A 21812-nucleotide genomic window follows, 5' to 3' on the forward strand; every position below is an offset into this window, starting at 1 on the left:
TCATTATATGATTCAAATAAACCCTCTCATTCATTCTAAAAAGCCCCAATACAGGGGGCTTCTTGATTGAGCAAATCACTAAAAATTATCAGGACTTTCCAGACGTTTTACTTCCTGAACTCGCTCAGGGTTATGCACAGCAGCAATGCCATCATCTGCTTTAACATCGATCAATGCTTCAGGCTGATAGACAGTAATCGTCTCAAAACCCTGTGCATCTTCACCAATAATATACTTAAAGCCTTTACGGTTCATTTTATTACACAGACGTTGATACCAGCCTTTAAAACCCGTCTTTTCTTCATTCGGGTTGTAGTAAAACGCATTCATTACAGCTGGTAATCCTAGACCGCAGACCATGCCTGAGAGCAACACGGCGATAAAAGTATAACCAATCAAAATACTGCTGTATTCACTTAACTCAGGCACGTTGGCTACCGCTAAGATCAATGCTAAGGAGATCCCTCCACGCACTCCCCCCCATGACAAAATCGCCAAACTTCCGTTATAACTTTTCTTACGGAAAGAGGGAAAAAAGGCAAAAGATAAATAGTTCGCTGCAAAACGTGAAGCATGCAGAATAATAAACGCGATGATGCCACCAAAAATTAGACTAAAGCTGAGATCTAAAATAAACAGTTCCAAACCAATTAAGGTGAATAAGAACGAGTTAATAATCCCTTCAACCGTATGCCAAAAATGGTTTACTTCCCGTATTTCGCGCTCTTGTAAAATTTCTTTCCACTTGTTCCCCACAATTAAACCACCGATGACGCAAGCAATCGGTGCTGAAGCATGGGCAAACAGTGCAACCAAGTACGAACCGCAAGCCAAGAGTGCTGTGGTCAAAATGAGAGACTCCATTTCGTGCTTACCACGCAGCAGTCGCAAGATCCCTAAACCAAAGGCCCAACCAATAATGACGGCGACAAAAATTTCATAGAGCAAGGTCTGCAACACGCCCATGACGGTAAAGTTTTCACCTTGTAAGACGTTTAAGAGCGTCATAAACAAGGCAATACACATGGCATCATTAAACAGTGATTCGCCTTCGAGCTTGACCATTAAATGATGTGGCGCACGTACCGAACTGAGTACGCCTTTGATCCCAATCGGGTCCGTTGCACCCAATGCAGCCCCCAACAGCAAAAGCACCAATAAATCGACATGCTGCCCAATAATGAACTGATAACCGTAGAGCACCACCCCAAAGAACACGGCGCACAGTACCAACGCAATACTGGCTAAAATGCTGATCGGCTTCCAATAACTACGTAAATCTGAGACTTTGAACTTCAGTGCCGACGAGGTCAAAATGAAGCAAATCACGCCATTGATTAAAAAGTCATAAAAATCAATGTGACGAACCGCTTCTTCAATGTTGTGAATATTGATGGTAATAAACTGATTACCACTCAGCAGGCTCGCACCCCACTGTAAAATAAAGACAAAAATGGCAGAAACGATGGGTACGCCAATGGCTTGAGGAAAACCTAAAATGCGTTTATTGAAAATAGTCGTTGCAATGGATAATGCAAAAATAACGGTAAAAACTTGTAGAAAAAAATAATTTCCCATTGAACTTCCAAATTGGGCGGTTGGGGAGACGGCGGCTTTCAGTGCTGATATATGGAATAAAAGTTCATTTCATACACATTGATGCTCGAAATATTTTAATCATTTTTCACATCAACACCCGAAAAAAATAATTTTTTTAACATTTCTCCTGATGATGAATTAACATAGCGTATATGCATGTTTTTTATGCGTGAACTTTCCCTTTGGCCAAGTTTGATCTCCTATGCAATTCACTTTTAAAACCATCTTTCGGGTGTTCTTCGCACTGATTATTTTCCTGACCACCTTTGCGTTGTTTCTGACCTGCTTTGCAAAAACCAAAGAAATTTTACAAGCCGAGCAAACTTTTGCCTCAGCACAAAGTTTTAAAATGAACTCTCGTCCCGATCAAACACTGGTTCTACTTTCAAACAATAAAGCACCCGATGATCATATTTATTTGCATGTGGCCAATCAGGGTTATATCGCCAAACTCAGCTGTGATCACTATTTAACCGACATTTGTGTAGATGACTACAACGAACAACATACCCGCCAAATTCAGTCAATTGAACTACTCAAAGCAGGGCAATTTAACTACATTCAGCAAGTGAGTTATCTCGATACACGGACACAAGATGTTAAAACATTGCGTTATACGCCTGAGCAAATTCAGCAGTTTTACCGTGCGGATATGAGCAACTTAAAATATGTGGTGTTTGGGGTGTTGTTATTTGCCTGTATTGCGTTATATGTGAGTGTCCGTATTGCTCGAAACTTTAAGCAGTTCTTAAACCGCTAGAATGCATTGGTTAAAAAAAAGAGGCGATCAATCGCCTCTTTTTTTATAGCTTAAATGGCTTGATTAAAGGTATCGCAACTTTCAACTTGCCCCGACTTAAAGCCCGTGCCAAACCAAGTCATACGCTGTTGACTGGTTCCATGGGTAAAGCTATCAGGGACCACTTGCCCTGTTGCCCGCTTTTGTAGGTAATCATCACCAATCTTATGTGCCGCATCCATCGCTTCTTCAACATCGCCTTGCTCTAAGAACTGGGTCCGTTGATTGTTATGATGCGCCCATACCCCCGCTAAACAGTCAGCTTGTAACTCTTGACGTACCGATAAAGCATTTCCTTGCGCTTTTGAGCCCTGTGCACGAGCCTTTTGTACTTGTTCAGAAATCCCTAAAATGGTTTGAATATGATGTCCAACCTCATGTGCCACCACATAAGCCTGAGCAAAGTCACCCGCTTGATCTTGGCGCGCCAACTCCGTTTGGTTTTGCTCACCGCCAATACCCATTTGAGTCCGCATGTCTTTAAAGAAAGCGGTGTCGATATACACCTTCTGATCTGCTGGACAGTAAAACGGCCCCATTGCAGACTGAGCAGTACCACAACCCGAATTGATCACCCCTGAAAACATCACCAACTTCGGTGGAACATATTGTTGTCCCAATTGCTGTTGGAAAATTTGACTCCATGTGTCTTCAGTGTCGGCCAGTACCGTACCGACAAAGTCCATCGCTTCCTGCTGATCAGGCGTTGGGTTATCCAAACCTTGAGTTTCTGCCGCTCCAGTTTGTGCGGTCACTTGTTTAGTGGCTTGGTAGGCTTGCTGCGGATCGACACCTAGAAACTTCCATGCCACAAAGGCCACGATCAGCCCTAAAATACTGATGCCACCCGCCTTGACACCGCCACCACCGCGACGATCCTCGACATTGCTACTGACACGACGTCCCTTCCAACGCATAGCACTCTTCCTTCTTTTAATTCATGCTGACCCGATCCATTTTATGCCTTTTTTGAACTTGGCCAAACTTTTTTAATCAAGCTCACAATAGCCAATACAATCAAACCAGCCACAAAACCAATCACTAAGTTAATCAGTGTTGGGGTTAATGCTCCCACAATGCTTCCCACAGTTGGAATATGTTCAGCATAATCCACTGAACCTTCAGTGAAATGATGCAATAAAGGCACGCCGTGGGAAATAATGCCACCACCCACTAAAAACATCGCGATAGTGCCCACGATGGTTAAGGTCTTCATCAGTTTTGGTGCAAAAGCCAATAAACCACGGCCAATAGTTTGCTTAAATGAAGAAGCTTGCTGAGTTAGATACAGTCCTAAATCATCAATTTTGACAATCATCGCCACAAAACCATACACACCGACGGTCATTAAAATGGCAATTACAGACAACACCATGACTTTGGTTGAAAAAGTTGCAGCAGCCACAGTCCCCAGTGAAATCACTACAATTTCTGCCGACAAAATAAAGTCGGTACGAATCGCCCCTTTGACCTTATCTTTTTCAAAAGTCGCCATATCCGTTTCAATCGCAGTTAATTCTTGGCTGGCTTCCTCTTCGGTTTTGGCTTTTTTGTGATGCAAACTATGCAGGACTTTTTCTACCCCTTCATAACATAGAAATAAACCACCAATCATTAACAGTGGCGTGATCAGCCATGGTGCAACCACACTAATCAACAGCGCCGCAGGGACTAAAATCAATTTATTAACAAAAGAGCCTTTTGCCACAGCCCAAACCACAGGCAGCTCACGGTCAGTACGAACCCCACTGACCTGTTGTGCATTGAGTGCTAAATCATCGCCCAAAACACCCGCCGTTTTTTTTGCCGCCATTTTGCTCATGACCGCAACGTCATCTAGTATCGTGGCAATATCATCTAGTAATATTAATAAGCTACTCGCCATTTATTTTTATCCATCTTGAGAATTCTGACATTTTAATCTGTGATCTAAGCTTTTGAATATTTGTTTTTTGAAATTTAACTGATTTTATAATTTTTTCACTGCAGTTTTTTTAAGACTGACATTGAAAAAGATTATGCCGTACAATGTCTGCATTCTTTGAAAATAGCATGTCGCTACGACGACTTTGGAAATAGATAATGAGTAATCAAGACAACCGTCCTGTTATTTTGACAGGCGACCGTCCAACGGGACAACTTCATTTAGGGCACTTTGTCGGATCTTTACGTTCACGTGTGGGTTTGCAGGATTCACACCATCAGCATTTATTATTGGCCGATGCGCAAGCCTTTACTGACAATGCAGATAACTTTGAAAAAGTTCGCCGCAATATTCTTGAAGTTGCCACAGATTACTTAGCAGTCGGGATCGACCCAACCAAAACCACCATTTGCGTTCAGTCGAGCTTACCAGCGTTAAATGAACTCACCATGTTGTATCTCAACTTTGTGACCGTGTCTCGTTTAGAACGTAACCCAACCATTAAGTCTGAAATTCAGATGCGTGGTTTCGAACGAGATATTCCAGCTGGTTTCTTATGCTACCCCGTCGCACAAGCGGCAGATATCACTGCATTTAAAGCAACGGTTGTACCTGTCGGTGAAGACCAGATTCCAATGATCGAACAGACCAATGAAATCGTACGCCGCTTAAACCGTCAGATTGGTCAGGAATTACTACCTGAGTGTAAGGCTCTGCTTTCCAATATGAGCCGTTTACCCGGCTTTGATGGTAAAGCCAAAATGTCGAAATCTTTAGGCAATACCATTGTGTTGGATGCAACAGATAAAGACATTAAAAAAGCTGTGAATGCGATGTACACCGACCCGAACCACCTGCGTGTTGAAGACCCAGGTCAGGTTGAAGGTAATATCGTATTTACGTATTTAGATGCGTTTGATCCAAACAAAGAAGAAGTTGAAGAACTTAAAGCACATTACCGCCGTGGCGGTTTGGGCGATGGTACGGTGAAAAAGCGTCTTGAAGGCGTATTGAAAGAGCTGATCACGCCAATTCGTGAACGTCGAATGGAACTTGCGAAAGATCCTGATTACATCATGGATATTTTAAAGACCGGTACAGACAAATGTCGTGATATCACTCAACAGACTCTAGATGAAGTTAAATCAGGTTTAGGGGTGTTTCATTTCTAATCCGGTCTTAAACTAATGCGCTTCTTTAAAGCCTTTCTCACAGAGAAAGGCTTTTTTAATCGCGAAATAAACACGAATAAGCTACATGCATCTCAAAAACTGACATTTAGTGTCGTTTGTTAACCTAAATTTACAGTACTTAACGTGAATACTCATGAAATAAGAACGCGCAGACCTTATGATGAGTTCATAGCTTAGATTAACCCTGAGATATAACATTTCTCCTTTTTACCGAAACTGTGTAACAACAGATTCGTAGTTCTACGCAATGAATACCCCAATCATTGCGTATTTTTTTGCCTAAAATTTACTAAATCCCAATTAAACTGCTCTCACTTTACGTTCCAACAAACTTAGACATTCTGTTTTTTGAATGCTATGCTAAAGCCCAATTTCAATACAATTCTTTTTAAAAATTTACACTTAATTGATAACAGCATAAAAATAGAGAACCTTTAGAATGTGGGAATTATTTACTCACCCATCCAATTTAATTTTTAGTATTTGCCTCAGTCTGATGTTTTTATTGGGACTGCTCGAATTGATTTTATTGGTGTTAGGCGGCGGCTCACAAGGCCTACTTGACCAATTCCTACCTGATGACCTAGGCAGTACTAAAGACGTCGACATTGCACTAGATGCCGATCAAGGTTGGCTCAATGCCCTGCTGGATTGGTTGTTTATCGGCCGTGTCCCCCTCTTGGTTTGGCTGATTATCTTCCTCACCTTGTATAGCTTAAGTGGCTTTATTCTACAGTCCATTCTTCAAACTTGGACCGGGAGCTATTGGAGTGCATGGATCATGGCACCTCTTTGCCTCGTACTTTCGATGCCTATGATTCGTTACAGTGCCATGCTGATTGCTAAAATTTTGCCACAAGATGAAACCACAGCAATTTACAGTGAAGAGCTGATTGGACGAACAGCACTGATTATTTTAGGTGAAGCTAAAGTCAACTCACCTGCTCAAGCACGAGTCCAAGATCAGTTTGGGCAAACGCATTATGTACTGGTTGAACCTGAAACAGACCTTCATTTTTCTCAAGGTCAAGAAGTCATTTTGACTCAAAAAACCAAGATTGGCTTTAAAGCCATTTCACTTTAATTCTTTCATTTTGTACTTATAACTTTAAATAAAATCGGGACCCTTATGCTCAGCAACAATTTCTATAACATTCTTATTCTTGTCGGAATTATCTTTGCAGCCCTCATCATTATCGGCATTATTATTGCTCGTCTGTACCGTCGCTCAAGCAAAGAAATTTCTTTTGTACGTACTGGTTTTGGTGGCGAAAAAGTCATTTTAGGTGGTGGTGCAATAGTACTGCCAGTCTTACATGAAATTATTCCTGTCAACATGAACACGCTACGTTTAGAAGTTCGCCGTGCCGACGATCAAGCGCTCATTACCCGTGATCGTATGCGCGTCGATGTCATGGCCGAGTTCTATGTCCGTGTGAAACCAATGGCAGAGTCGATTGCTGTTGCAGCACAGACATTGGGACAAAAAACGATGTCTCCCAATGAGCTGAAGAACCTTGTGGAGGGTAAATTTGTTGATTCATTGCGTGCTGTGGCTGCTGAAATGGCGATGGAAGAGTTACATGAAAAACGTGTCGATTTCGTGCAAAAAGTCCAACAAGTCGTATCCGAAGACTTACATAAAAATGGTCTAGAACTAGAAACTGTGTCATTAACAGGTTTAGACCAAACAGGTTTCAAATACTTTAACCCTCAAAATGCATTCGATGCCGAAGGTTTAACCAAACTGACTGAAACGATTGAAGACCGTCGTCGCAAACGTAATCACATCGAGCAAGACGCTGACCTTGCCATTAAGACTAAAAACCTAGAAGCAGAACAAGCTCGTCTACAAATCATCCGCGAAGAAGAATACGCCAAACTACAACAAGAACGTGAAATTGCAATTCGCCGTGCAGAGCAATTGGCTGAAATTGCCTCTCAAGAGGCGGAGAAAAAACGTGAAGCAGAAGAAGCACGTATTGCAGCTGAACGTGAAGTTGAATTGAAGCGTATTGGTGCAGCACGTGATGTCGAAAGCCAAAATATTCAAAAATCACAAATTATTGAACAAGCACAGGTTGAACAAAAGAAAACCATCGAACTGGCTGAACAGTCACGTGCCATTGCAATTGCTGAAAAGTCACGTGAAGAGTCTGAAGCCAAAGCTTCAGCTGACCGCGCCCGCGCTGAAGCGGTGAAAGCTGAAGAAGAAGTGATTACAGTACGTGAAACCCAGCGTGCGGAGCGTCAAAAAGCAGTTGAATTGGTTGCAGCGAAACAAGCTGCTGAAAAAGACGCAATTGCGATTACCGTTGCCGCTGAAGCAGGTAAACAAGCCGCTGCCGATGATGCCGAAGCAGTTCGTATTGCAGCGGAAGCTCAAGCCGAACAAGCTCGCTTAAAGGCCAAAGGTGAAGCGGATGCCAAAATACTGTTGGCTCAAGCAATGGAAAAACAATACCAAGTCGATGCAGATGGTACACGTGCCGTGAATGAGGCCAACAACGTCTTATCTCCTGAGCAAGTTGAAATGCAAATTCGCCTAGCATTGTTAAAATACTTACCTGAAATCATTCGTGAAAGTGTTAAGCCGATGGAAAACATTGATGACATCAAAATTCTACAGGTTAACGGTTTAGGTAATGTCGGCTCAGCCACAACTGGAGGTGATGGTGCGGAATCTTCACAAGTTGCTTTGTCTGATCAAGTGGTGAATAGTGCGCTACGCTATCGTACCCAAGCACCATTAATTGATAGCTTGATGAATGAACTGGGAATTCAAGGCGGCGACATCAATGGTTTAACCCAAAGCTTAAAACCGCAAAGCAAAGCTCAATAGTAGTTAGACTTACAAGCAAAAAACGCGACGATCTGTCGCGTTTTTTATCATCTACTTTAATATTCAACTTTCAATAAAATACACATTTAAGCTGTTAAAACGATAGACCCTCTAATTCACTCAGCATAGTAAGCCTATCATCTATTATAAAAATTTAAGTTATTTTAGCTTGGTAATCGATTAGCCTACCATCAGAAAAGTCCAAAAGTAATGTAAACATCCTAGACTCTACAATTGAGTGAAAACATTCTAAACCATATGGCTACAACCTTTTTTACAAATAAACTGAGTTGAACCATTTAGTGCAAACGCACCCAAAAGAAACGGATCAATTGCCCACGATCATAAGGAAAATTTGAAAGGTACTCATATCCAACTTTATTTCGTTTGTTGATTTTAATTTCAATACCATACCCAAATGAAATACTGAGTGCATCCAAATCTGAACTATCAAACTCCCCTGTCCCCAATTTATGGCTTAAACTATCCGAGTTATAGCCCGAGTAGTTAAATACGCGAATATATTCATTCTCATAAAAATCATTATTGATCAATGTATAATCGTTTTCCGCTTCATCATGTTGTGCAGCTAACTGCTGATAATAGTGGAAAATATCATCACTCAAAGACTCCGCCAAATAGACATCTTCATTTTCAGCATAAGCGCTATTCATCGCTAGCCCGAACAAAAATAAGCAACGACAAAACAATAAATGAATAGGCTTTAACATCTGTAATATTATGTCTTCAAAAGAATTATTTTAATTATGAATATAGCATAGTCTCCTATATAAACAGTGAACACCAAATATTTATCAATTCTCAGATTGTTAAGTACATAGCAAATCTTGCTCTAATTTAACCATTTTGTCTTTTGTCCAATATTGCTTTTTCAAAGTGGCTAAATATAGTTTTCAGCTGAGATTAAACACTCTAACCCCCATATTATTTTTATACAGAGAAATGTATTAGGGCAAACCAATATGCTCTCCACAAAAAAGCCGCATGTGCAATTAAGACATACGGCTTTTTCTTTTAAAATATAAAAGGCTTAAACTAAACCTTTATCCTTTAAAAGTTGGAACATGGTTGAACCGAGTTCTGCTGGGCTACGCGTATAGGCCATCCCCGCTTTTTCAAATGCTGCAAACTTTTCTTCAGCAGTACCTTTACCACCAGAAATAATTGCTCCCGCATGTCCCATACGCTTGCCTTTCGGTGCTGTTACACCTGCAATATAACCCACCACAGGTTTAGTCACATGCGATTGAATATATTCAGCTGCTTCTTCTTCAGCCGTACCACCAATCTCACCAATCATGATTATCGCTTCAGTTTGCGGATCTTCTTGGAACAGTTTCAAACAATCAATTTGGTTCATGCCCGGAATTGGATCACCACCAATACCAATACAGGTTGATTGTCCTAAGCCCAGTTTCGTCGTTTGAGCAACCGCCTCATAAGTCAACGTACCTGAACGCGAGATAATACCAATTTTACCCGGTTGGTGAATATGACCCGGCATAATCCCAATCTTACATTCACCCGGAGTAATAATACCCGGACAGTTTGGACCAATCAGACGCGTACCATTACCATTGGTTTCAAGATAACGCTTAGCTTTGAGCATGTCTAAAGTTGGCACACCTTCTGTGATGACCACAATCAGTCCAACACCTGAGTCCACTGCTTCAATAATTGAATCTAATACAAACGGAGCCGGCACATAAATCACAGTCGCATCTGCACCTGTACCGGCAACTGCATCTTTCATGGTGTTAAATACAGGTAAATCTAGATGAGTTGTGCCGCCTTTACCCGGTGTAACCCCACCAACGACTTTGGTTCCATAATCTAGCGCTTGTGCTGAGTGGAATGTACCATTTTTGCCTGTAAAACCTTGTACCAATACTTTGGTGTCTTTATTAATTAATACGCTCATATTGATACTCCTTACGCTTTTACTGCAGCAACAATTTTTTCTGCGGCATCCGATAAGCCATTTGCAGAAATAAGTTTTAAACCTGATTCATCAAGTAATTTGGCACCTAATTCAGCATTGTTCCCTTCTAAACGAACAACCACAGGTACGGTCACATTTACTTCTTGAACCGCTGCAATAATTGCTTCAGCAATCATGTCACAACGTACAATTCCACCGAAGATATTAATCAATACCCCTTGTACAGAGGTATCTGCCAGAATAATTTTAAACGCTTCAATCACACGGTCTTTGGTTGCACCACCACCGACATCAAGGAAGTTCGCAGGTTGGCCACCATAGAGTTTAATAATATCCATGGTTGCCATCGCAAGGCCAGCACCATTAACCATACAGCCAATATTGCCTTCAAGCGCAACGTAGTTAAGGTCAAATTCAGACGCTTTTAACTCACGTTCATTTTCCTGTGACTTATCGCGCAGCGCAGCAATTTCAGGTAAACGATACAGCGCGTTTGAATCGATCCCCACTTTGGCATCGACACATAAAATGTCACCATTTTCACGGACAGACAGCGGATTAATTTCAAATAAAGCAAAGTCATTTTCAATGAACGCCTGATACGCAGCAGACATGACTTTCACAAATTGATTCACTTGACCATCTTTAAGGTTCAACTTAAATGCAACTTCACGTGCTTGGAAAGGCTGTAAGCCGACCAAAGGATCAACTTCTACTTTGATAATTTTTTCTGGAGTTTCTTCTGCAACTTTTTCAATTTCAACACCACCTTCAGTCGATGCCATAAAAGTCACACGACGGCTTGAGCGGTCAACCACAGCGCCTAAATACAGTTCACGCTCTACAGGATAAACATCTTCCGCGACAAGTACACTGTTGACAGGTTGACCATGGCTATCCGTTTGATAGGTAACAAGGTTGGTTCCGATGATGCTTTTTGCATATTCAGCAGCTTCCGTTGCTGACTTTACAACTTTTACGCCACCCGCCTTACCACGACCACCCGCATGCACTTGAGCTTTCATGACAGCAGATTTTCCGCCTATTTGTTCAAAGGCTTTTACTGCTTCTTCTGGAGTGGTGGCAAGTACGCCCTCTTGGACAGGCATACCATATTTTTTTAATAGCGCTTTAGCTTGATATTCATGTAAATTCATCGACTAACCTTTTTATTACTGCTTATTTACTTTTTGTTGCACCGAAACTGTTTACTATCACAGTGAACATTTTGGATTTTTAAAACTTCTTATCTTTATTTTTAGATGATTCTTCATGAGAAGACAACACCTGAAACAAAAAAGAGCGACCGTAGTCGCTCTTTTCGTTGTCTTATTTGCGTTTACGCTGAATTGCGTGAATCGCTCGACCATCCACTGCAAGTGCAGCTTCATGAACCACTTCAGAGAATGTTGGGTGACCGAAAGTCATCAACTGTAGATCTTCAACCGAAGATACAAACTCAAGTGCAATCATACCTTGGTGTACGATATCAGACGCAGCAGGCCCAATCACGTGCATACCCAGTAAACGGTCAGTTTTTGCATCAGCAACAAACTTCACGAAACCAGCATTTTCACCCGCAGCCATTGCACGGCCGTTTGCAGCGAAACCAAATTGACCCGTTTTCACTTCGTGGCCTTTCTCGATCGCTTGCTGTTCTGTTAAACCGACCCACGCCGCTTCTGGGTGTGTGTAAATCACAGAAATGATGGTGTCATAGTTCACTTGAGCTGCATGACCGTGAATACGCTCAACAGCCATTACACCTTCTTCCATCGCTTTATGCGCAAGCATTGGGCCACGAACCAAGTCACCAATAGCATATACGCCGTCAACAGACGTCGCACACCAATCGTTCACATCAACTAAACCACGTTCAGTTAGTTTGATGCCGCAATCATCAGCCAATAGACCTTCAGCATATGCACGACGACCTACACAAACGATCAACTTATCAAACGCTTGAGTTTTTTCTTCGCCGCCTTGAGTATATTTAACAGTAACTTCAGAACCATTAACTTCTGTGCCCGCAACTTTAGCGCCAACACGGATATCAAGACCTTGCTTAGTTAAAAGTTTTTGGTAGTCTTTCGCCAATGCTTTATCAGCCATTGGTAAGAATGCGTCCATTGCTTCAAATACAACAACTTCAGCACCTAGACGACGCCATACTGAACCAAGCTCTAGACCGATTACGCCCGCACCAATTACACCTAAACGCTTAGGTACTTCTTGGAATTCTAGTGCGCCAGTTGAGTCAACAATGATGTTCTGATCAACTGGTGCTGATGGAATGTTAATTGGCACAGAACCCGTTGCAAGAATCACATATTTAGGCTCTAAAACTTGAGTTTCACCTTCGTGAGATACAAATTCTACTTTTTTACCTGCAAGTAATTTACCTGTACCTTTTAACCACTCGATACCGTTACCTTTTAAAAGGCCATCAATACCCATAGTAAGTTGGTCAACAATTTTGTCTTTACGTGCAAGGAGTTTAGACAAATCAAAGTTCACTTCACCTGTTGTAATACCATGATCAGCTAAGTGATGCACTGTATCTTCGTAGCGGTGAGAAGAATCAAGCAATGCTTTAGACGGAATACAACCCACGTTTAAGCACGTCCCACCTAAAGATGGTTTGCCTTTGTGAATACGTTTTTCAATACACGCAACTTTAAAACCAAGCTGCGCTGCACGAATTGCTGCTTCGTAACCACCTGGGCCACCGCCAATTACAACAAGATCAAATTGTTGAGACATTTTTATCTCCAAAAATGGGCTTAGAGGATCTCTCTAAGCCCATGTTTTATTCTTTAGAATTAAAGGTCAAGGATCAATTTAGCTGGTTCTTCTAACAATTCTTTGATTGTTACCAAGAAACCTACAGCTTCTTTACCATCGATTAGACGGTGGTCATAAGAAAGCGCTAAATACATCATCGGTAAGATTTCTACTTGACCGTTTACAGCCATAGGGCGCTCTTGGATTTTATGCATACCCAAAATCGCAGTTTGTGGTGTATTCAAGATCGGAGTCGACAACAATGAACCGAAAGTACCACCGTTGGTGATTGTGAACGTACCGCCAGTCATGTCTTCGATGCCCAATTTACCATCACGTGCTTTGTAAGCAAAGTCACGGATACCATTTTCAACTTCAGCATAGTTCATGCGGTCTGTATCACGAAGCACAGGTACAACTAGACCACGCTCAGAAGATACTGCTACACCGATGTCATAGTAACCGTGGTAAACAATGTCATCACCGTCAATTGAAGCATTAACTGCTGGGTAGCGTTTAAGCGCTTCAGTTGCCGCTTTAACAAAGAAAGACATAAAACCAAGACGCGCACCATGACGCTTCTCAAATGCGTCTTTGTATTGTGCACGCATTTCCATGATTGGCTTCATGTTCACTTCGTTAAACGTCGTCAACATTGCAGTTTCTTGAGTTGCAGCAAGCAGACGCTCAGCAACACGCTTACGAAGACGTGTCATTGGAACACGCTTCTCAACACGCTCACCCACGGCAACACTTAATGGTGCTGCAGCTGGAGCTGCTGGTTTAGTTTGGTGATTTGTCACATCTTCTTTCGTGATACGACCACCACGGCCTGTACCTGCAACATCAGCAGCTGGAATGCCAGACTCAGTCAATGCTTTACGCACAGCAGGCGCTTGATCAGCAACTTGAGCACGTTCAACGACTGGTGCAGCACCCGCTTCAGTTTGAGTAACTGCTTGTTCTACTTTCGCTTCAGACTGAACTGCTTCAGTTTGCGCAGCGCCAGATACAGCACCTTCTTCAAACTGTGCAATCACTTCATTTGAAAGAACTGTGTCACCTTCACCTTTAATGATCGATGCAATTGTACCGTCAGCAGGAGCAACAACTTCTAAAACAACTTTATCTGTTTCAATATCACAGATCACTTCATCACGTGATACTGCTTCACCTGGTTGTTTGTGCCAAGTTGCGATTGTTCCATCCGCAACTGACTCAGGGAATACCGGTGCTTTAATTTCGGTTGCCATTACTAAGAATCTCCTGTTATTCAGCTACGATCGCTAAAGCGTCATTTACGAGCTGAGCTTGTTGTTTTGCATGCAAATATGGTGAACCACAAGCCGGTGCAGCAGAAGCTTCACGACCTGCATAACTGATACGTACTGGTTTAGCCGACTTCATTACATCATCATATAGACGAGGAGCAATAAATAACCAAGCGCCTTGGTTCTTCGGCTCTTCTTGCGTCCAAACAATGTCTTTTACGTTTGGATATTGAGCAAGAACTTCAGCAATACGTTGTTCAGGGTATGGATACAATTGTTCAATACGAACGATTGCAGTGTTATTCAACTCTTGCTCACGACGTTTCTCAAGCAAGTCATAGTAAACCTTACCACCACAAAGCACTAAACGGGTTACGTCTGCTTTGTTGATGGTGTCGATTTCATCAATCACAGTTTGGAATGTACCGTTTGCAAGTTCACTTAAAGTAGACGTTGCAAGCTTGTGACGAAGTAAAGACTTCGGTGACATAATGATCATTGGCTTACGAATTGGGCGAATCGCTTGACGACGTAAAGCATGGAAAATCTGTGCAGGCGTAGTCGGTGTCATCACTTGCATGTTGTCTTCAGCACATAGCTGTAAGAAACGCTCTAAACGTGCAGATGAGTGCTCTGGACCTTGACCTTCAAAACCGTGAGGAAGAAGTAAGGTTAAACCACACACACGCTCCCACTTGGTTTCACCTGATGCGATGAACTGATCGATTACCACCTGTGCACAGTTTGCGAAGTCACCAAATTGTGCTTCCCAAATGATCAAACTCTTAGGCAGAGTCGTTGCATAACCATACTCAAAACCTAACACCGCCATTTCAGACAACAATGAGTCATAAATAGCAGTACGTGGTTGATTTTCTTTGATATGACAAAGTGGAATGTACGTTGAACCATCCACTTGGTTATGCAGTTTTGCATGACGGTGTGAGAAGGTACCACGACCAACGTCTTCACCAGTCAAACGAACCAAATAACCATCATCTAAAATAGATGCATAAGCCAAAGTTTCTGCAGCACCCCAGTTCAATGGAATTTCACCAGTTTGCATTTTTAAGCGATCATCAATCACTTTTGCAACTTGACGCTGCATCACGAAGCCTTCAGGAAGCTCACGCATTTTGCGACCAAGTTCTTTTAGGCGATCTTCAGAACATGTGGTATCCCATACGTCTGTATAGTCATGCCCTAAGTACGGTGCCCAATCTACAAACATTTTTGTATTTGGTTCAAGTACCAGTGCATTGGCAACGTGCTTACCTGCTTCTAGATCCGAACGGTAATCTTCAACCATTTGATCTGCTTTAGCACGGTCTAAAACGCTTTCTTGAACCAATTGGTCTGCATACAGCGCACGCGTTGTAGTTTTCTTACTGATGACTTGATACATCATTGGCTGAGTTGCAGCTGGCTCGTCCGCTTCGTTGTGACCACGACGACGGTAACAGAACATGTCAATTACAACGTCTTTACGGAATGTATGACGGAAGTCATGTGCCAATTGCGCAACAAACAATACTGATTCAGGATCATCACCGTTCACATGGAAAATAGGTGCTTGGATCATTTTCGCGATGTCCGTACAGTATTCTGTAGAACGCGCATCACGTGGATCAGACGTTGTGAAACCGACTTGGTTATTCACCACAATATGAACCGTACCACCCACTGTATAGCCACGTGTTTGTGACATTTGGAAGGTTTCTTGGTTAACACCTTGACCTGCAAATGCAGCATCACCGTGAACAATTACTGGCAATACGTCATCGCCACCAATGTCTTTACGACGAACTTGACGTGCACGCACTGAACCTTCAACCACAGGGCCGACGATTTCTAAGTGAGACGGGTTAAACGCCAATGCCAAGTGAACTTCGCCACCTTGAGTCATTACGTTTGAAGAGAAACCTTGGTGGTACTTAACGTCACCAGAACCTTTTTTATGTAAGCTCTTACCTTCGAACTCACCAAATAGGTCTGCTGGGTTTTTACCCATGATGTTTACAAGAAGGTTCAAACGACCACGGTGTGGCATACCAATGACAACTTCTTTACAACCTACAGAACCTGCACGCTGAATTAAAGCATCAACCATTGGAATGAAAGATTCACCACCTTCCACGCCGAAACGTTTTGCACCAACGTATTTATTACCCAGGAATTTTTCTAGGCCTTCAGCCGCAGTTAAACGCTCTAATACGTGTTTTTTCTGTTCTGCAGTGAAGTTGAATTGACCACGTGCACCTTCAAGGCGTTGTTGAATCCAACGTTTTTCTTTGGTATCAACAATGTGCATGTATTCTGCACCAATTGAAGCACAGTACGTTGCTTCCATGGCTTGAACCATTTCACCTAGAGTTGCTTCGTCTTTACCAATCAAAAGATTACCTGTATTGAATACAGTGTCGAAATCAGATTGGGTTAAGCCATGTGCAGCAAGGTCAAGGTCTGGCACGATTTCACGTTTTGCCAAACCTAAAGGATCAAGCTTCGCTTTTTGGTGACCGCGGTTACGGTACGCTGCAATCAGTTGTAGTACGCCAATTTGACGACGTTCATGTTCTGTACTAACAGAACTTTGTACCACTGCTTGAACACGACTTGAATTACGACCTAGTAATAAGAATTGCTCACGTACATTGCTGTGTGGTTGATCACCTTTCGGGTATTTATCGAAGTATGCACGCCAGTCAGCCTCTACTGAGTCTGGTGCAGCCAAGTACTGCTCATAAAGTTCTTCAATATACGCTGCACTATCAGCGGAAAGTTCAGTGTCAAGACGCAATGCGTCAGCAACTTCTTGCATTTGTGGACCCATTTCCTATTGCAAAAACATTTCAGGATGCTTTTTAAGCGAACCCATGATTAGTAATGTCAAATTGGTAACATGACATTAGTCCCCATAAGGCGGATGCCATGAGGCGTTATCACTACATTAGAATTACCCAATGTGACAATGAATCATAACGCCCTCAGCGGCATCATCACTCATTCATACCCGGCCAAAACCGAGCAATTTTTTGCAAATCGACTTAGAAAAAATAAGGCTTTGCATTATTTTTTCTAAAGCGACTAACCCTTCATTTATACTCGCTCTAATGCGGCTTAAATGTTGAATTAATGTACATATTTAGCGCGCATTTTTTAAATATAAACGTGCAAAAATTTTAACATACTCCCCATATTTCAATTGATTTTTTTGACACATACCTTTCATAAATTGGCGAAATACACATATCAAAATTTCATCTAATATATGGTGCTTTAAATAAAACCGAGTTTCAATGTAGACCAAAGTCTACTCCAAAAAACACATACGAAAAGAGAGCATCATCTTTCAATATGCCCTCCCCATCAACAACATCCATCTTAACATCTTCATAACTTTTTTTGCAGACTCATACTTGCACTTATTTATGACATTTGTTTTAAATCGTCGCGCTTTTCACCAATCTGGTGCAATTTCCACAAAAGCCACCTATCACAAACAAAAATAGTGCCAAGCTCACGCTTTCACTCAACTTTATTTTTACAGCAAAAATCTAGCTATAAAATAAAAAAGCACACCCTAAAGGTGTGCTTTTTCTAACTGATAAATCAGCCTAGAGATTAACCCGCAGCATCTAAAAGCATGTTACGGATATGACCGATTGCTTTAGTTGGATTCAAACCTTTAGGACACACTGATACACAGTTCATGATGCCTTTACAACGGAATAGCGAGAATGGGTCGTCTAGACGAGCCAAACGCTCTTGAGTTGCTGTATCACGAGAGTCAATGATAAAACGGTATGCATTCAACAACGCTGAAGGACCCAAGAACTTGTCTGGGTTCCACCAGAATGATGGGCATGAAGTTGAACAACAAGCACAAAGAATACATTCATATAAACCATCTAAGTGTTCACGCTCTTCAGGAGACTGTAAACGCTCTTTTGGTGGCGCAGGTTGATTATTAATCAAGAATGGATGAATTTTGTTGTACTGATCGTAGAACTGATTCATATCCACAACTAAATCTTTAACCACTGGCAAACCAGGTAAAGGACGAACTGTAATCACTTCTGGTAAGTCATTTAGGTTCCAAAGACACGCTAAACCATTTTTACCATTGATGTTTACACCATCCGAACCACAAATACCTTCACGGCATGAGCGACGGAATGTTAATGATTCATCCTGTACTTTCAATGCAAGAAGCGCATCAAGCAACATACGGTGCTTATCAGTCAATTCTAACTTAAAAGTTTGCATGTACGGCGCTGCATCCTTATCAGGATCGTAGCGGTAGATATTAAATGTACGAGTACCTCTACTCATCTTACTTCTCCCAATTAGAATGTACGTGGTTTAGGTGGAATTGCAGCAACAGACAATGGCTTGTAACGTACTGGCTTGTACTCAAGACGGTTATCGCTAGAGAACCATAATGTGTGCTTCATCCACTCATCATCACGACGACCATATGGGTAAGCTGGATGATCTGGCGACTCTTCAAAGTCTACAACCGTATGCGCACCACGGCACTCTTTACGAGCTGCTGCTGAAATCAATGTCGCTTTAGCCACTTCATACAAGTTTTCAACTTCTAAAGCTTCTACACGCGCGGTGTTAAATACTTTAGATTTGTCTTTCAAGTGAATGTTACGTACACGTGGTTCAATCGCAAGAATCTGCTTCACACCTTCTTCAAGAAGTGCAGTTGTACGGAATACACCAGCATGGTCTTGAACGATGTCACGGATTGCATCTGCAACTTCTTGCGCATTTTCACCTGTAGATGAGTCATCTAACTTACGGATACGTGCAACAGTTTGCTCAAGTACAGTCGTAGGAAGTGGTTGGTATTCATCACCGTGATGTTTAGTCACGTAGTCGATGATGTGCTCACCCGCAGCTTTACCAAATACAACCAAGTCAAGTAATGAGTTCGTACCTAAACGGTTTGCACCATGTACAGACACGCAAGAACATTCACCAATTGCATAGAAGCCTTTAACAGGTTTCGTAAAGTTACGATCGCCCGCATTAGTCGAATAGATATCGCTATCTTTGTCATAATGTGCTGCAAATGCTTCCGTTTCAGAACCTTCAGGCACAACCACTTGACCGTGGATATTCGTTGGAATACCACCCATTTGGTAGTGAATTGTTGGTACTACTGGAATTGGCTCTTTGGTGATGTCAACGTTCGCGAATTTCTTACCAATCTCAAATACAGATGGAAGACGTTTCATGATCGTTTCAGCACCCAAGTGCGTCATATCAAGCAAGATGTAGTCTTTCTTCGGACCACAACCACGACCTTCTTTAATTTCTTGGTCCATAGAACGTGATACGAAGTCACGTGGCGCCAAGTCTTTTAAAGTAGGTGCATAGCGTTCCATGAACGGCTCGCCAGCATCGTTACGAAGGATTGCACCTTCACCACGACAACCTTCAGTTAACAATACACCTGCGCCAGCAACACCCGTTGGGTGGAACTGCCAGAATTCCATATCTTGCAATGGAATACCTGCACGCGCAGCCATACCAAGGCCGTCACCAGTGTTGATATAAGCATTGGTTGATGCACGGTAAACACGACCCGCACCGCCTGTAGCAAACAATGTCGCTTTGGCTTGGAATACTGCAATTTTACCCGTTTCTTGGTCAATTGCTGTTACACCAAGAACATCACCTGCTTCGTTACGAATCAGGTCAAGCGCGATCCACTCAACAAAGAATTGCGTACCCATTTTCACGTTGCTTTGATAAAGCGTGTGAAGAAGTGCGTGACCTGTACGGTCAGCAGCAGCACATGCACGTGGAACTGCTTTTTCACCGTAGTTTGCAGAGTGACCACCAAATGGACGTTGGTAAATCGTACCGTCTGCGTTACGGTCAAATGGCATACCTAAGTGTTCTAACTCATAAACCACTTGTGGCGCTTCACGCGTCATAAATTCGATCGCGTCTTGGTCGCCTAACCAGTCAGAACCTTTAACAGTGTCGTAGAAGTGGTAGTGCCAGTTATCTTCTTGCATATTACCAAGAGATGCACCAATACCACCCTGCGCTGCAACTGTGTGCGAACGAGTTGGGAATACTTTAGTTAAAACAGCAACTTTCAAACCAGCTTGAGCAAGTTGGTAAGACGCGCGCATACCTGAACCACCACCACCAACGATGACAGCATCGAAAGTTTCGTGTGGAATATTTGTGTAATCTTCTTTAGGGGTTATAGCGCCCATGATCTATTCCTATCAATTCGCCCAAAAAATCTGGATTGCCCAGATCGCATATGCAAATACAGCAATAATTACTGCTGAAGTCAGTACAAGGCGTAAACCTGAAGCTGAAGGACCCATTTGACGAGTAGTCACATAATCCGTGAATACCTGCCACATACCAATCCAAGCATGTGCAACAAGAGATAAGACGGCCAATAAAGATAAAATCTTCATTGGAGCTGTCATCATAAAGCCGTACCACTGTTCATAGCTAAAACCGCCATTGCATAGGATCCAACCTAAAACAACAACTGTATAAACCGCTAATACGACAGCACTTACACGTTGGATAAACCAATCGCGAGAACCTGAACCCGTTAAACCAGTAGCACTTTTCATTAGATAACAATCCATACAAATGCCGCAACGATACCGATTGCAGACAAGATCAATGAAATAGTAGCTGCGATACGACCACTTTGCAGTTCTTCAGCAATACCGATATCTGCAAGTAAGTGCTTAACGCCCGCAATAAAGTGGAAAATTAAGCCGGCTACAAATACCCATACGACAAAACGCACAATGAAGCTATTAAAAATAGCCTGAACTTGAGCAAATCCTTCAGGCGAAGACAATGACTTGTCTAAGATCCATAGAAGTACCGGTACGAGTAAAAATACGATGACACCTGATAGACGGTGTAAGATTGATGCAATAGCCACAGGGGATTTTAAGTTTACTTCTAAAACTTGACCCATGGACAAATTGACAGGTCTGTTGCTTTTCACAGCGGGCATCCTGTAAGTAAAAACTCCATCCGGAGTTTGTTGGAATTAATTCGAAGGAAAGCTGGCATTGTTCAGCAGCTACTTTAAAACTCTAAATTAAATAGCGTTTGAACTTAAAACGACACTGAATTATAAGACGTGAACTATCAAAATACAAACAATGCCCTTTGCCTTTTTGCATAAAAATTCTTTAAATAAGAATCATTAACACATAGATAAATACCTTGCGCTACAACACTTTAGCTTTAAATCTCAGCTATATGGTTGGTTTTTATAAAATAAACACCAAATTCAAGCGTTAAAATTTATACAAAAACGGTAAAATTCGACTTTAGACTAAAGATGCACAAAAAAGTCTTGTTTTTAAAACTGGGGAATTTCACTGCATTATTTTAAGCATTTTTTATTTATATATAAAATGT

17 protein-coding genes are annotated in these 21812 nt (G+C 42.0%); 4 read left to right on the forward strand and 13 right to left on the reverse strand.

Features of this window, described 5'->3' with window-relative positions; genetic code table 11:
• Nucleotides 1-78: 78 nt before the first annotated feature.
• Nucleotides 79-1578: a cation:proton antiporter gene (locus F946_RS12230; RefSeq protein ID WP_004982717.1), complete on the reverse strand. Its 1500-nt coding sequence runs from the start codon at nucleotides 1576-1578 to the stop codon at nucleotides 79-81.
• Between the two features lie 223 nt (nucleotides 1579-1801).
• Between F946_RS12230 and F946_RS12235 the strand changes: the two genes are divergently transcribed.
• Complete coding sequence (locus F946_RS12235) at nucleotides 1802-2359, forward strand: hypothetical protein (protein WP_004982721.1); 558 nt, start codon at nucleotides 1802-1804, stop codon at nucleotides 2357-2359.
• Nucleotides 2360-2409: 50 nt separating this feature from the next.
• On the opposite strand, the gene ypfJ is transcribed toward F946_RS12235, so the two are convergent.
• A complete protein-coding gene (ypfJ, locus tag F946_RS12240) occupies nucleotides 2410-3315 on the reverse strand; it encodes a KPN_02809 family neutral zinc metallopeptidase (RefSeq protein WP_004695581.1) in 906 nt (301 codons plus the stop codon).
• Nucleotides 3316-3356: 41 nt separating this feature from the next.
• Nucleotides 3357-4283: a DUF808 domain-containing protein gene (locus tag F946_RS12245; RefSeq protein ID WP_004695578.1), complete on the reverse strand. Its 927-nt coding sequence runs from the start codon at nucleotides 4281-4283 to the stop codon at nucleotides 3357-3359.
• Nucleotides 4284-4480: 197 nt separating this feature from the next.
• On the opposite strand from F946_RS12245, the gene trpS reads away from it, so the two are divergent.
• From trpS to F946_RS12260, 3 genes are all read left to right on the forward strand, one after another.
• Nucleotides 4481-5494, forward strand: a complete 1014-nt coding sequence (trpS, locus tag F946_RS12250; protein WP_004695576.1) for a tryptophan--tRNA ligase — start codon at nucleotides 4481-4483, stop codon at nucleotides 5492-5494.
• Nucleotides 5495-5954: 460 nt separating this feature from the next.
• Nucleotides 5955-6599: a YqiJ family protein gene (locus tag F946_RS12255; RefSeq protein WP_004982725.1), complete on the forward strand. Its 645-nt coding sequence runs from the start codon at nucleotides 5955-5957 to the stop codon at nucleotides 6597-6599.
• Between the two features lie 45 nt (nucleotides 6600-6644).
• Complete coding sequence (locus tag F946_RS12260; RefSeq protein ID WP_004982727.1) at nucleotides 6645-8357, forward strand: flotillin family protein; 1713 nt, start codon at nucleotides 6645-6647, stop codon at nucleotides 8355-8357.
• A gap of 299 nt (nucleotides 8358-8656) precedes the next feature.
• Here F946_RS12260 and F946_RS12265 read toward each other — a convergent pair whose 3' ends face one another.
• From F946_RS12265 to sdhC, 10 genes are all read right to left on the reverse strand, one after another.
• The gene (locus tag F946_RS12265; RefSeq protein ID WP_228128110.1) at nucleotides 8657-9031 is read right to left on the reverse strand and encodes a hypothetical protein; all 375 of its coding nucleotides are present in this window, start codon (nucleotides 9029-9031) and stop codon (nucleotides 8657-8659) included.
• Between the two features lie 377 nt (nucleotides 9032-9408).
• Nucleotides 9409-10299: a succinate--CoA ligase subunit alpha gene (gene sucD / locus F946_RS12270; RefSeq protein ID WP_004982733.1), complete on the reverse strand. Its 891-nt coding sequence runs from the start codon at nucleotides 10297-10299 to the stop codon at nucleotides 9409-9411.
• An 11-nt stretch (nucleotides 10300-10310) separates the two neighbouring features.
• Nucleotides 10311-11477: an ADP-forming succinate--CoA ligase subunit beta gene (sucC, locus tag F946_RS12275; RefSeq protein WP_004982737.1), complete on the reverse strand. Its 1167-nt coding sequence runs from the start codon at nucleotides 11475-11477 to the stop codon at nucleotides 10311-10313.
• 172 nt (nucleotides 11478-11649) lie between these two features.
• A complete protein-coding gene (gene lpdA, locus F946_RS12280; protein WP_004982738.1) occupies nucleotides 11650-13083 on the reverse strand; it encodes a dihydrolipoyl dehydrogenase in 1434 nt (477 codons plus the stop codon).
• Between the two features lie 59 nt (nucleotides 13084-13142).
• Nucleotides 13143-14357: a 2-oxoglutarate dehydrogenase complex dihydrolipoyllysine-residue succinyltransferase gene (gene odhB / locus F946_RS12285; RefSeq protein WP_004982740.1), complete on the reverse strand. Its 1215-nt coding sequence runs from the start codon at nucleotides 14355-14357 to the stop codon at nucleotides 13143-13145.
• Nucleotides 14358-14373: 16 nt separating this feature from the next.
• Entirely contained in the window at nucleotides 14374-17196 is a 2823-nt protein-coding gene (locus F946_RS12290) for a 2-oxoglutarate dehydrogenase E1 component (RefSeq protein ID WP_004982741.1), read from the reverse strand.
• A gap of 803 nt (nucleotides 17197-17999) precedes the next feature.
• Nucleotides 18000-18710 carry a succinate dehydrogenase iron-sulfur subunit gene (locus F946_RS12295; protein ID WP_004982744.1) on the reverse strand — a complete coding sequence of 237 codons (711 nt, stop codon included), beginning with the start codon at nucleotides 18708-18710 and terminating at the stop codon, nucleotides 18000-18002.
• A 14-nt stretch (nucleotides 18711-18724) separates the two neighbouring features.
• Nucleotides 18725-20623, reverse strand: coding sequence for an FAD-binding protein (locus tag F946_RS12300; RefSeq protein ID WP_004695556.1), 1899 nt, complete (start codon nucleotides 20621-20623; stop codon nucleotides 18725-18727).
• A gap of 12 nt (nucleotides 20624-20635) precedes the next feature.
• Entirely contained in the window at nucleotides 20636-21001 is a 366-nt protein-coding gene (gene sdhD / locus F946_RS12305; protein WP_004695554.1) for a succinate dehydrogenase, hydrophobic membrane anchor protein, read from the reverse strand.
• Nucleotides 21001-21399 (reverse strand): succinate dehydrogenase, cytochrome b556 subunit, encoded by a 399-nt coding sequence (sdhC, locus tag F946_RS12310; RefSeq protein WP_005400408.1) that lies wholly within the window; start codon nucleotides 21397-21399, stop codon nucleotides 21001-21003. The genes sdhD and sdhC overlap by 1 nt, the downstream gene beginning before the upstream one ends.
• Nucleotides 21400-21812: the final 413 nt, after the last annotated feature.

The organism is Acinetobacter johnsonii ANC 3681, assembly GCF_000368805.1.
GTDB lineage: Bacteria > Pseudomonadota > Gammaproteobacteria > Pseudomonadales > Moraxellaceae > Acinetobacter > Acinetobacter johnsonii.